General features: G+C 50.3%; 15 protein-coding genes. 14 read left to right on the top strand and 1 reads right to left on the bottom strand.

Annotated elements, in window-relative coordinates:
* From M3200_RS05060 to M3200_RS04995, 14 genes are all read left to right on the top strand, one after another.
* Window positions 1-720: gamma-glutamyl-gamma-aminobutyrate hydrolase family protein (locus M3200_RS05060; protein ID WP_288178160.1), on the top strand; the 720-nt coding region annotated here is incomplete at its 5' end.
* Between the two features lie 583 nt (window positions 721-1,303).
* Window positions 1,304-2,416, top strand: a complete 1,113-nt coding sequence (locus M3200_RS05055) for a glycosyltransferase family 4 protein (RefSeq protein WP_022382463.1) — start codon at window positions 1,304-1,306, stop codon at window positions 2,414-2,416.
* A 34-nt stretch (window positions 2,417-2,450) separates the two neighbouring features.
* Entirely contained in the window at window positions 2,451-3,608 is a 1,158-nt protein-coding gene (wecB, locus tag M3200_RS05050; RefSeq protein WP_022382462.1) for a non-hydrolyzing UDP-N-acetylglucosamine 2-epimerase, read from the top strand.
* Window positions 3,609-3,696: 88 nt separating this feature from the next.
* Complete coding sequence (locus M3200_RS05045) at window positions 3,697-3,933, top strand: AtpZ/AtpI family protein (protein ID WP_022382461.1); 237 nt, start codon at window positions 3,697-3,699, stop codon at window positions 3,931-3,933.
* Between the two features lie 7 nt (window positions 3,934-3,940).
* A complete protein-coding gene (locus M3200_RS05040) occupies window positions 3,941-4,324 on the top strand; it encodes a hypothetical protein (protein ID WP_022382460.1) in 384 nt (127 codons plus the stop codon).
* A 43-nt stretch (window positions 4,325-4,367) separates the two neighbouring features.
* Window positions 4,368-5,030 (top strand): F0F1 ATP synthase subunit A, encoded by a 663-nt coding sequence (gene atpB / locus M3200_RS05035; RefSeq protein WP_022382459.1) that lies wholly within the window; start codon window positions 4,368-4,370, stop codon window positions 5,028-5,030.
* A gap of 133 nt (window positions 5,031-5,163) precedes the next feature.
* Complete coding sequence (gene atpE, locus M3200_RS05030) at window positions 5,164-5,415, top strand: ATP synthase F0 subunit C (RefSeq protein ID WP_022382458.1); 252 nt, start codon at window positions 5,164-5,166, stop codon at window positions 5,413-5,415.
* Window positions 5,416-5,457: 42 nt separating this feature from the next.
* Window positions 5,458-5,952, top strand: coding sequence for a F0F1 ATP synthase subunit B (atpF, locus tag M3200_RS05025; RefSeq protein ID WP_022382457.1), 495 nt, complete (start codon window positions 5,458-5,460; stop codon window positions 5,950-5,952).
* A 2-nt stretch (window positions 5,953-5,954) separates the two neighbouring features.
* Complete coding sequence (locus M3200_RS05020) at window positions 5,955-6,500, top strand: F0F1 ATP synthase subunit delta (protein ID WP_022382456.1); 546 nt, start codon at window positions 5,955-5,957, stop codon at window positions 6,498-6,500.
* 15 nt (window positions 6,501-6,515) lie between these two features.
* Window positions 6,516-8,060: a F0F1 ATP synthase subunit alpha gene (atpA, locus tag M3200_RS05015; RefSeq protein WP_022382455.1), complete on the top strand. Its 1,545-nt coding sequence runs from the start codon at window positions 6,516-6,518 to the stop codon at window positions 8,058-8,060.
* Between the two features lie 5 nt (window positions 8,061-8,065).
* Window positions 8,066-8,947, top strand: a complete 882-nt coding sequence (gene atpG, locus M3200_RS05010; RefSeq protein WP_022382454.1) for an ATP synthase F1 subunit gamma — start codon at window positions 8,066-8,068, stop codon at window positions 8,945-8,947.
* Window positions 8,948-8,980: 33 nt separating this feature from the next.
* Complete coding sequence (gene atpD, locus M3200_RS05005; RefSeq protein WP_022382453.1) at window positions 8,981-10,414, top strand: F0F1 ATP synthase subunit beta; 1,434 nt, start codon at window positions 8,981-8,983, stop codon at window positions 10,412-10,414.
* Window positions 10,415-10,417: 3 nt separating this feature from the next.
* Window positions 10,418-10,837: a F0F1 ATP synthase subunit epsilon gene (locus M3200_RS05000; protein WP_022382452.1), complete on the top strand. Its 420-nt coding sequence runs from the start codon at window positions 10,418-10,420 to the stop codon at window positions 10,835-10,837.
* Window positions 10,838-11,025: 188 nt separating this feature from the next.
* On the top strand, window positions 11,026-11,544 hold the full coding sequence (locus M3200_RS04995; protein ID WP_022382451.1) for a nitroreductase family protein: 519 nt from the start codon (window positions 11,026-11,028) through the stop codon (window positions 11,542-11,544).
* A gap of 113 nt (window positions 11,545-11,657) precedes the next feature.
* On the opposite strand, the gene M3200_RS04990 is transcribed toward M3200_RS04995, so the two are convergent.
* Window positions 11,658-12,590 carry a LysR family transcriptional regulator gene (locus M3200_RS04990; RefSeq protein ID WP_022382450.1) on the bottom strand — a complete coding sequence of 311 codons (933 nt, stop codon included), beginning with the start codon at window positions 12,588-12,590 and terminating at the stop codon, window positions 11,658-11,660.
* Window positions 12,591-12,657 lie beyond the last annotated feature (67 nt).

Here is a 12,657-nt window from a genome sequence, read left to right as displayed (position 1 = left end):
GCCGTTACGGCCGATACACTTCTGGCTGAAATGAAGCCAATCAATCAGAAAATGGCGGACTATGCGCCAAGACCTTTGATCGACGCGCTGGGACGCAATGGATTCCTTCCCGTAATCCTTCCATACAATGACTATGCGGAAGCAGAAGAACTCGTCGGCACCTTCGATGCCCTCGTCCTTCCAGGCGGCCCGAATCCGACGCCGCGCTTCTACCATGAAGATCCGATCTGGAGCATTGGGCCGACGTATGAGAAGAGAGATAAGTTCGAAATCGACCTCATACAGGCATGCATCAAGGCAGGAAAACCGATCCTCGGCATCTGCCGCGGCCTGCAGATCCTGAACGTCGCTCTGGGCGGCACCCTCTGGCAGGACATGCAGTCGCAGAATTCAGGCGCCTTCATCCAGCACATGCAGAGAGCACCGGGAAATATCGCGACGCACTATATCGAAGTTGAGAAAGATACAAGACTGATGGACATCTTAGGCGAGGGCCTCTACGTCAACTCCCGCCACAGAGAAGGCATCAAGAAACTCGCCCAGGGCCTCCGCCCGGCCGCAAGGACAAGAGACGGCGTCATCGAAGCCGTCGAAAGCGAAGAAGGCGACCTCCTTGCCGCCGTCCAGTGGCATCCGGAAAACATGGACCCGGAAACCATGGACCCCCTCTTCCGCGCTTTCATGGACAGAGTCCTGAAACATATGGGCATAGAAGAATAAAAGAAAGGGCTGCAGCAGGATGATTTCACATTCTGCTGCAGCCCTTTTGCATTTCTTTTACATCCCTGCTTTATATTATACATAGTAGATAATAATAAATAAAGGAAATCCATATTCATCAATCAGAAAGCGAAAACGATGACGGGGAGGTTATGGGAAGAAGGATTCATCAACTTTTGGACAAAGAAAAAGAGGACCGGTTCGCGCCGGTCCCCAAAAATAAAACAAAGGAAAAGGGATATAAGGAGTGAACCTCTTATGTGAGAAACGTAAGAGGCTGCTAATTGTGAGGACAAATCAGAATCCGTACATCCGGATTTGCCTTCAAAGAGAGTATATCATATAATTTTCGATTTTGAAAATATATTTCAATTAGAATTTGATAAGAATTATCAAAATTACATTGCATGCTATGATTTTATCGGGAAAGCGGTATTCATGGATAGGAGAAAAGGCAAATGAAATCCGATGTTTCCTGTCTTTTTGGAAAAAGAAATTTAAAAAGCGTATGTTTTTCTCATTTCTCTTGACCGCGCTCTGTGGTAGAATGGACTTGAAATGTCTTTTTTTAGGAGGTGTTACGTTGTTCGCTTATGCGTTCACGTTTCTTGTCGCGCTTGCCGTCACGTTCGTACTGACGCCTGTCGTGAAGAACTTCGCCATCCGCATCGGAGCCGTAGACAAGCCTGACGCCAGGAAGGTGCATCACGGGCTGGTACCCCGGCTCGGAGGCCTTGCGATTTACGCGGGCTTCATGGTCTCTGCGATCACGACGATCGGTTTTACGTATGAGATGGTCGGCATCATGGCCGGCGCTACGTTCCTGATCATTGTCGGCGTTGCGGACGACGTCGTTTCCCTGCGCCCGAAGGTCAAGCTTCTGGGGCAGATCATTGCGGCAGCGATTCCTGTCGTGATTTTCAACATCAATATTGACTGGATCAATGTGCCATGGCATGGCATCGTCTACCTGCCGGCTGTCATTTCCATCCCGCTTACGATTTTCTGGATCATCGGCTTCATCAATACGGTGAACCTGATCGACGGGCTCGACGGCCTTGCTGCCGGGATTGCGACGATCGCATCCATTGCCATCGCCCTTCTGGCTTTCCAGATGGGACAGTGGACAGCAGCGGCAGCCATGGTCGCCATGACCGGCGCATGCCTGGCATTCCTGCAGTACAACTTCAACCCGGCTAAGATTTTCATGGGAGATACGGGCTCGATGTTCCTGGGCTACATCATTGCGGCTGTTTCCGTCATGGGATCTATGAAGACAGCTGCGGCTGCCGTCCTGATCGTTCCGCTCGTTGCGCTTGCCGTGCCGATCACGGATACGCTTCTTGCGATCGTCCGCAGGAAGAGCAGCGGCGTTCCGATTTTCTCGCCGGATAAGAACCACCTGCATCACAGGCTCCTTGCCAAGGGCCTCAATCAGAAGCAGGTCGTCCTCATCATGTACGCACTGACCGCCTTCTTCTCCTGCATCGCTCTCGTTGTCATCCACCTGAGCCTCTGGGCAGGGATTGCCATCGTGGCAGCTGCTCTCATCCTCTTCATCCTCTGGGCAAGGAAACTCGGGGTCATGAAGGAAATCGTTCCTTCCCCTTACCAGATGAAAATGAAGAAGGAAAAAGAAGAAAAGGGTAAAGAATCCAAGTCGAAAGGGCCGGAAGAAAAGCCGGCACTGAAATAAATCCGGGCGACCGGAATCAAGGGAGATAAGGGATATGTTAAAGGTAATGACGATATTCGGCACCAGACCGGAAGCCATCAAGATGGCGCCCGTTGTCAGGGAACTGCTGAAGCATGAAGAAATTGATACCAAGGTCTGCCTGACCGCCCAGCACAGGGAAATGCTCGATCAGGTCGTCGACCTCTTCGGACTGCCTGTCGACTATGATCTCGACATCATGAAGAGCGGACAGTCTCTCTATGACATCACCGCCCGCGTCCTCCGCGGCCTGGAAGATGTACTGAAGAAGGAAAAACCGGATTACGTCCTTGTCCACGGCGACACGACGACGACCTTCACGGCCGCTCTTGCCGCTTTCTACCAGCAGATCCGCATCGGACACGTCGAAGCAGGCCTGCGCACGGGAAATCTTCTTTCCCCGTTCCCGGAAGAAGCGAACCGCCAGCTGACAGGCGTCCTTGCTAATGTGAACTTCGCACCGACAGAAACAGCCCGTCAGAACCTTCTCCGTGAAAACAAGAGCGATGATTCCATTTTCGTAACAGGCAATACCGTCATCGACGCGCTCCTTACAACCGTCAAGAAGGATTACCATTTCGAAGATCCGGAAATCGAAGCCATTGAAGAACACAAGAGAGTCATCCTCGTGACGACGCATCGAAGAGAAAACCTGGGCGACCCCATGCACCACGTCTACAGAGCGCTCCGCCGCCTTGTGGAATCCGTGCCGGATACGGAAGTTGTCTTCCCGGTTCACAGGAATCCGCTCGTACGCGAAGCTGTTTCCGAAGAACTCGAAGGAGTTCCGGGCATCCATCTCGTCGACCCGATGGAATATGAACCATTCACAAACCTCATGGCGCGCGCTGCCATCGTCCTCACCGATTCCGGCGGAATCCAGGAAGAGGCGCCGAGCCTCGGGAAACCGGTCCTCGTCCTTCGAGACACGACCGAAAGACCCGAAGCCGTCGAAGCCAGCACGGTCCGCTTAGTCGGCACGGATGAGGAAAAAGTATTCCAGACGGCGTACAAGCTTCTTACCGATGAAAAAGAATACAAAGCAATGGCAGAAGCCGTCAATCCATATGGCGACGGCAAATCTGCAGCACGCATCGTTGATTATTTACTTTGGAAGGAAAGAATCAGCGACAAAAAACCTATGAAATTTATAGCCAATAAAGAATCATTATGATATACTGAAACAGTATAAATAATTTTTTGCGTCTTGTTCATTACTGAAGGGGCGCAATTTGATGAGATAATCCCGTTCCGGAGCGAATATGGATGAGAAGCCGAAGAAGAAAAACAAACCTGTTTCTGATTTTGATGCTCTCCATAGTATAGCTGTAGCTACGGGCGCCGGATTCACATTGCTGTCGTCGATCGGCGTGGGCGTCTGGCTTGGGCTTAAATGTGATGAGTATTTTGGCACGAAGCCCTTCGGATTGATTGTTCTGTCCATTGTAGGTGCCGCCAGCGGACTCTGGTCCGTCGTGAAACAGATGCTGGGGAAATAAACTGAAAATGAACTGTGATTCTGCATTTCCGGATTACACAAAGAAAATTACATATCTTCTGCTGGTTCTCGCCGCTGTTGGCGGGATCGTCACTCAGTTGATCTGGGGGTGGCGGGTTAGTGTCGCTTTTTCGCTGGCGGCTCTTTTTCACGCTGCCTTTTTCCTGTTCCTAAGGAAGAAATATCTTGACTGGACGGAGACCGGCAGAGATATTTTTTTCATCGGCCGCCGCATAGCGGGATTTGCGTCCGGCCGCTTTATTCTGGAAATCCTGCTTAGCGTTCTCGTCGTGATATTCACGCCGCTGAACATTTTAGGTTTTTTAGCTGGCTTACTATCACTGGTGGTCGCAACCTACGGGGAGCGCATCATTGGTGCTATTAAGGAATAATTGTTTTTTCTTGACATTCCAGTAAGAGAGAGGGGGTGAGATCATGCATCTTCATACAGGTACGCATGCTGTACAACAGCTGCTAGGGATGCAGGTCAACATGGACACCATTTTTACAACATGGCTGACTGCACTTATTGTTTTCCTTGTTGTCTTTGCCGCATCCCGCGGGAAGAAGCTGGTTCCAACCGGAGTGCAGAACTGTGTTGAAATCCTCATTGAAGCACTTCTTGACCAGTTCAAGACGAACGTCGGACCGAAGTACAGACAGGTAGTGCCGGCTCTGCTGACGCTGTTCCTGTTCATCTTGACAGCTAACCAGCTCGGGCTTCTGCCGACGGACCACATGACAGCATCACCGACCAGTGATATCAATACGACACTGGGCCTGGCGCTCGCGGTCACTATCCTGATTCACGCTCTGTATATTGCCAATCAGGGCGTAGGCAAATGGGTCAAGCATTTCTTTGAGCCATTCCCGGTTTTCGTCCTCATCAACTTGGTAGAGGAAATTTCAAGACCAGTTACGCTGGCTATGCGTCTATTCGGCAACATTTTGGCCGGCGAAATTCTTCTGGAACTGCTGTACGCTCTGGCCCCTTGGCTCATACCGATCATCTGGATCGCATTCAGCGTCTTTGTAGGGGTTATTCAGGCATACATTTTCACAACGTTGTCTTCTGTGTATCTGAAACATAGTTTGTGATCGTCCATGGCAGCGCCGTCTGCGTAAACCGGCAATCTATTTCGTTTAACACGGCGCCGTCCGTCCAAACGGTACTTAAAATCATCCGGATGACCCGGAAAATTCAAATTATCCTCAGGAGGAATTAATCATTATGGAACAGGCCATTATCGTTCAGTACTCTCTTATTGCAGCAGCAATCATCTCTGGATGCGCTTCTCTGGCAGCAGCATTCTCCGACTCCCGTGCAGCACGCGCTGCTCTCGAAGGCATGACCCGTCAGCCTGAAATGGCAGGCACACTCTTCACCAACATGCTCGTTGCTATCGGTCTGATCGAATCTATTCCGATTATTGCTATCGTCATCGCTATTGTCCTCGTATTCGCTAACCCATTCCTTGGATAATAATTCATAACGATTGAGTTATTTCACTAAGGAGGGAGCTCATTGGTAGACATTAACGGTACACTGCTGATTCAGATCGTTAACTTCCTCATCTTTGTTGCCATTTTGGGCCATTTCTGCTACAAACCGATCATTAAAGTGCTGGACGAACGCAAGCAGCACATTAAAAATGATCTGGATTCTGCCGCAAACAACAGAGCAGATGCTGAAAAGCTGAAAGAAAGCTATGAAGCTCAGCTCCGTGACGCAGAAGTCAGAGCACAGGAGATCGTAGACAAGGCAGTCAAGGAAGCCAAAGTACAGGCGCAGGCACAGATTGACGAAGCACATGCAGCTATTCAGAAGTCCAAGGACCAGGCTACCCAGCAGATCGAAAGAGAACGCAAGGACGCTCTCGAAGATCTGAAGGCTCAGGTAGCTGACCTTTCCTGCGAAATCGCTGCAAAGATCATCAGTAAGAACATGACACCGGACGCAAACGACCGGCTCATCGCAGAAAGCATCGCCAAGCTGGATGCTAAAAAAGCGGGTAAATAATCATGGATAAGAACGTAGTTCTTGCAAGAAAATACGGTCGCGCCATCTATGAAATAGCCGCTGAACAAAACAGCCTTGAAAAAACTGGAGAAGAGCTTCATTTAATCGCTGATACCATCACTGGCAATGCAGAACTGAAGCAGCTTCTTTTCCATCCTCTGCTTGCGAAGGATGTCAAGAAAGATACATTAAATAAATTATTTGCAGATAAGGTTCAGCCTGTAGTTCTGCAATTCTGCTATGTCGTCATCGACAAAGACCGTTTCACCGATTTCCCGGCAATGGTCGACGTCTATGCGGCTCTGGCTAATGAAGGCATGGGAATTGAAGAAGCAGTGGTAACATCCGCTCTTCCGCTCACCAAGACCCAGGTCGAAGCCCTGAAGGCAAAACTTTCCGAAATCACCGGAAAGAAAATTGTCATGAAGCAGAAGGTAGACTCGGCGTTGATTGGTGGTTTTACCGTCCAAGTAGGCGATCGCCTGATCGATGGATCCGTGGCTAGACAGCTGCAGACTTTGAAACATATTATGAAACAAAGAGATTGAGGTGACTTCTAGGAAATGAAAATCAGTTCAGATGAAATTACATCTGTCATTAAAAAACAGATTGAAAACTACAAAGTAGACCTCAATGTCGATGAAGTAGGTACGGTTCTTGAAGTCGGCGATGGCATTGCCCATGTGTACGGCCTTCAGAATTGCATGGCCGGCGAACTGCTCGAACTTCCGAACGGCGTATACGGCATGGCACTCAACCTGGAAGAAAGCAACGTAGGTGCCGTTCTTCTGGGTCGCTCCGAAACCATTAAGGAAGGCGACGTTGTTAAGAGAACAGGTCACCTGATGCAGGTTCCGGTAGGCGATGCAGTTATCGGACGCGTAGTAAACGCGCTCGGACAGCCAATCGACGGCAAAGGCGAAATCAAAACCGACGAATATCGCGACATTGAAATCAAAGCACCGGGCATTGCTGACAGACAGCCAGTTAATGTACCGCTGCAGACAGGTCTGAAATCCATTGACTCCATGGTTCCGATCGGCCGCGGCCAGCGCGAACTGATCATCGGCGACCGTGGTACTGGTAAGACGGCTATCGGCATCGATACCATCCTGAACCAGAAGGGTCAGAACGTTATCTGCATTTACGTATCCATCGGGCAGAAAAACTCCAACGTTGTCCGTGTATATGAAAAATTGAAACAGGCCGGCGCTATGGATTACTCCATCATCGTTCATGCCGGCGCATCCGAAGGTTCCCCGATGCAGTACCTCGCACCATACTCTGGTGTATCCATCGCTGAACACTTCATGCATCAGGGCAAAGACGTCCTCATTATTTATGATGACCTCTCCAAACACGCAGTAGCATACCGCGCAATGTCCCTGCTGCTCCGCCGTCCGCCAGGACGTGAAGCTTATCCAGGCGACGTATTCTATCTGCACTCCCGTCTGCTGGAACGTGCTGCCCGCCTCTCCAATGAACTGGGCGGCGGCTCCATCACCGCACTGCCGATCATCGAAACATTGGCAGGCGACGTAGGCGCATACATTCCGACCAACGTTATTTCCATCACCGACGGCCAGATTTATCTGGAAACCGCACTCTTCTATTCCGGTATCCGTCCGGCTATCAACGTAGGTCTGTCCGTATCCCGTGTAGGTGGTTCCGCACAGATCAAAGCTATGAAACAGGTCGCAGGTACCCTGCGTCTGGATCTGGCACAGTACCGCGAACTTGCTGCATTCGCTCAGTTCGGTTCCGACCTGGACGCTGCAACCAAGGCACAGATTGACCGCGGTCAGAGAACGACTGAAATCCTGAAACAGCCGCAGTACACCCCATACCCGGTCGAAGACCAGGTACAGGTCATCTACGTAGCAGTTAAAGGCTACTTCGATGATGTTGCAGTTGACGAAGTCGTTGATTTCGAACACCGCATCCTTGCATTCCTCCACAGCACCCATCCGGAAATCGGAGAAGACATCGTGAAGAACAAGAAGCTGACAGAAGCAAACGAAGAGAAACTGAAAGCAGCTATTCTTGAATTCAAGGAACGTTACGCAGCTACAAAATCCCAGGATAAGTCTGAAACGGTAGAGGGGTGATCTGATTGGAAAGTACGCGTGATATAAAAGGGCGCATTAAATCTGTCACCAACATCCAGCAGATCACAAAAGCAATGAAGATGGTTGCCGCTGCCCGTCTGCGCAAAGCAGAAGAAAAAGCAAACGGCTCTCGTCCTTATGCTGAAAAGATCGGAGAGCTCTTGCGCCGTGCTTCTTCGGTAACTCCCGATTTTACCAGCTCGCTCTTCAGAACAGGCAAGGTAAAGAAGGTCGGCTATCTGGTCATCAGCGCCGATAAAGGCCTTGCGGGCGCTTTTAACTCCAACGTTATGAAGCGGACACTGCAAGAAATCTCCGGAAGGGATCGTTCCGAATACGCTCTTTACGTTTGCGGAAAACAGGGTAGAAACTACCTGAAATTCCGTGGATACGATCTTGATTCCTATCATTTCGGCTTTTCTGATAAACCTACCGCCCAGGATTCCATCGATCTCGCGAAGGAAATGGTTGACTACTTCGTGACCGAGGAAGTGGACGAAGTTTATGTGATTTACACGAAATTCATCACCGCTCTGCATCAGCAGGTACTCGTCGAGAAGATTCTTCCCGTCGAAGCTCCTGAGGCAGATGAGGAAACCGGCAACGGATCTGAAAAGAAATGGAAAGAAGCGCCATACATTTTCATGCCTGACGCTCACACAGTTCTCTCCAGACTCCTTCCGGAATACGTACAGGTCAAGGTTTACAACGCCATGCTCCAGTCCGCTGCTTCCGAACTTGGAAGCCGTATGGCTGCCATGTCCGCTGCAACCGACAACGCTACGGAAAGAATCGCCGACCTCAACCTCACGTACAACAAAGCACGTCAGGCTCAGGTCACCAACGAAATTTCCGAAATCGTCGGCGGCGCAGCTGCGCTTGAATAAACCGCTTAACATATTAAGGAGGAATGCTTCTTCATGGCAAATGAACAGGAGATGCAGGTAGGTAAAGTAGTCCAGGTCATCGGCGCAGTCGTTGATATTGCTTTCGATGATGATAAGGAACTTCCTGCCATCTATAACGCAATCCATGTAAAAGATGATAAAGCCAGCGTTCCTGTTGATGTCATCTGCGAAACCATGCAGCATCTGGGCGACGGAGTCGTCCGCGCTGTTGCAATGAGTTCCACAGACGGCATGGTACGCGGCATGAAAGCCGTTGACACCGGCCGTGCTATTGCAGCACCGGTAGGCGACGGCTGCCTCGGACGTATTTTCAACGTCCTTGGACAGACAGTAGACAACGACCCGACGAAAGTCGACGCAGCTGACTACTGGCCGATTCACCGTGAGGCACCGGCCTTCAAAGACCAGTCTCCGGCAGCTGAAATTTTCGAAACAGGCATCAAAGTCGTAGACCTTATCTGCCCATACGCAAAGGGTGGTAAAATCGGTCTGTTCGGCGGCGCAGGTGTAGGCAAGACAGTCCTGATTCAGGAACTGATCCACAACGTCGCAACCGAACACGACGGCTGCTCCGTATTCTGCGGCGTAGGCGAACGTACCCGTGAAGGCAACGACCTTTGGGGCGAAATGAAAGAATCCGGCGTCCTGAACAAGGTTGCCCTCGTATACGGCCAGATGAACGAACCGCCGGGAGCTCGTATGAGAGTTGCTCTGACAGGTCTGACAATGGCTGAATACTTCCGCGATAAGCAGGGACAGGACGTACTGCTCTTCGTAGATAACATTTTCCGTTTCGTTCAGGCAGGCTCTGAAGTATCCGCACTGCTCGGACGTATGCCGTCCGCCGTTGGTTATCAGCCAACCCTGGCAACCGATATCGGCGAACTGCAGGAACGTATTACATCCACAAAGAACGGCTCCATCACATCCATTCAGGCAGTATACGTACCGGCCGACGACTTAACCGACCCGGCTCCGGCAGGCGTATTCACCCACTTGGATGCTACCACCGTATTGAACCGTTCCATCGCCGAACTCGGCATTTACCCGGCAGTAGATCCGCTCGACTCCACTTCCCGTATTCTTGACCCGAACGTACTCGGCGAAGAACACTACGAAGTAGCCCGCGGCGTACAGGCTATTCTGCAGCGTTACAAGGAACTCCAGGATATCATCGCCATCCTCGGTATGGAAGAACTTTCCGACGACGATAAAGTCATCGTTGCTCGTGCAAGAAAGATCCAGAGATTCCTGTCTCAGCCGTTCTTCGTAGCTGAACAGTTCACCGGCTCCCCCGGCAGATACGTTTCGCTGAAGGAAACCATCAGAGGCTTCAAGGAAATCCTTGCAGGCCAGCATGATGACATGCCAGAAGGCGCATTCTACATGGTCGGCACTATTGACGAAGCAATGGAAAAGGCTGAAAAGATGAAGAAAGGGGAATAAGCCATGGCTGATACCCTTGAAAATCCAATGCACGTCGAAGTCATCAGTCCAGACGGTCCTATTTTTACACAGGACGGCGTGGATCTGGTGGTTGCCCGTGCGGAAGACGGCGAATTCGGTATCGAAAAGCGCCACCTTCCCCTTGCTGCTGCTCTCGAAATGTGCTGCGTGCGCATAAAGACAGGTGACAAGGAACAGAGAGTTGCCGTATTCGGCGGCTTCCTTGAAGTCAATGACAACCACGTCAACATCATCGCTCTTCTTGCTGAACTCGCAGACAACATCGACGTTGCCCGCGCTCAGGCAGCTAAGAAACGCGCTGAAGACAGACTGGCTTTTAAGAAAGAAGACGTCGATGTAGATCGCGCCAGACTCGCGCTCATGCGTGCCCTGGTTCGTCTCAAAACGACTAGAAATCTCTAATCAAATAAAAGGAGGATGTACCTAGGTACATCCTCTTTTTTGATGCGCGTATGTCCCTTTCAGCAGTCGACAGTTTCATCAATAAAAGGTATAATAAATATAAAGGCATAATAAACATAATAACAATATAAAGAATTTCATTTGAATATATTTCCAAGCGTAACGCTTATTGGAGGAGGAGATTGGGCATGGATGAAATTTTCAGAAGAGGCGAATGCCGTAATTTCAAAGAGCTGACACCAGTACCGGATGAACAGCTCCTGACACTCGTCAAGGCAGGCATGCAGGCCAGATCCGTAGGAAATCAGAAAGACAGAGACTTCATCATCGTAACAAGAGAAGACCTCGTCAAAGCCATTTCTCACAACAGCATCGTAGCAGGCCCGGCGAGAAAAGCATCTGCTGCCATCGTTATCGTAGGCAAGAAAGAAGGCGTCAGCTTCCCTGACGAATGGTCCTTCGACTGCGCAGCTGCCGCAGAAAACATCCTGCTCGAAGCGGAACACCTGGGGCTGGGGAGCCTCTGGCTGCAGGTTTATCCATATCAGGACAGAAAGATCCACCTCTGCAACATCCTCGATATCCCGACTGAACTTGATCCATTCTGCATCGTAGTCATCGGCTATGCCGAAAGGAAACCAGTCGTACTGAACCGCTTTGATGAAAGAGAAGTATCATACGACCTGTATACAAACCACAAAAAGTGACCGCCGCGGGGGTTAAAGAAACTCTGCTGGAAAACCAGCAGAGTTTTATTGTGGGGAAAATGGATATGAAGGGAAAGCAAAAACACCCGCCTTTCAGCGGACGTTTTTCCCTTCTACTCAGCCTCAGCACTGGCTGCAGCAACGCTAGGTTCTGCAATGACAGGGCGAAGATTCGTAGAAGTGAATTTGTAATTTCCCATGTACTGGATGAATTTTCCGAGGTGGTCGGTGATGAAGACGCCTTTCTTCCACAGCAGGCCAAACTGGTTGCTGATCCTTGGCTCGACAGGAATCTTCACGATGTTTTCCGGAAGGGTCATTGCCGAGTAGAGGAAGGCACCACAGTTGCCGGCAGAAAGACAGTTGAGGACTGTCGTCAGCTGGCTGCAGTACATTTTGATATGCGGAGTTGCTCCTTCGGAACGGAAGCCGGTGATGACGGTGTGAGACTGGACGGAGTCCGTGTTGAAAAGAATGATCGGCTCTTCCTTCAGTGTTTCGAAGGAAACAGATGGTTCCTTAGCCAGGTGATGATTCTTGTCTACACAGTACACGTACGTATCTTCAATGACGGTGTGGTAATCGTAGTTATCCAGATTGTAGAAATCCAGATTGGCGATAGCCACATCCAGTTCATCATTATCGACAAGCTCGCGGGCGTGCATGGAAGAGCATTCCATGAGCTTCACGGGGATGCCGTATTTCTCTTCAAACTCCATGGCAAAGGACGGCAGAAGCAGGGCGCTCGGGGTCGAAGTGATGCCGATCCGAAGCGGTGCCTTGTTCGTGTCCTTGTCAGAGAAATCCGTGTACATCTCATGCGCTCTGTGAAGGATATATTCGGCTTTCTTATAAAAAAGAGAGCCGTCATTGGTCAGTGTGATCCGGTTCTGGCCATGGGTGAAAAGTCTAAGGTGAAACTCCTTTTCCAGATTACGGATCGAAGTCGATATTGTCGGCTGTGAAACGAAAAGGGATTCCGCAGCGCGGGTGATGCTGTGATAACGGCACACGGCGCAAAAGTATTCCAGCTGATTAAGTGTCATAGCGATTGCCTCCTTGAAATTCCATGACAGGAAACAAACCGGTTCAGCTGAGAATTTCAGGCAGAAT

The organism is Dialister sp. CAG:357, assembly GCF_000435155.1.
Classification (GTDB): Bacteria; Bacillota; Negativicutes; order Veillonellales; family Dialisteraceae; genus Dialister; species Dialister hominis.
Note: the sequence above shows the minus strand (reverse complement) of the source record. Positions and strands in the feature narration are given on the sequence as shown.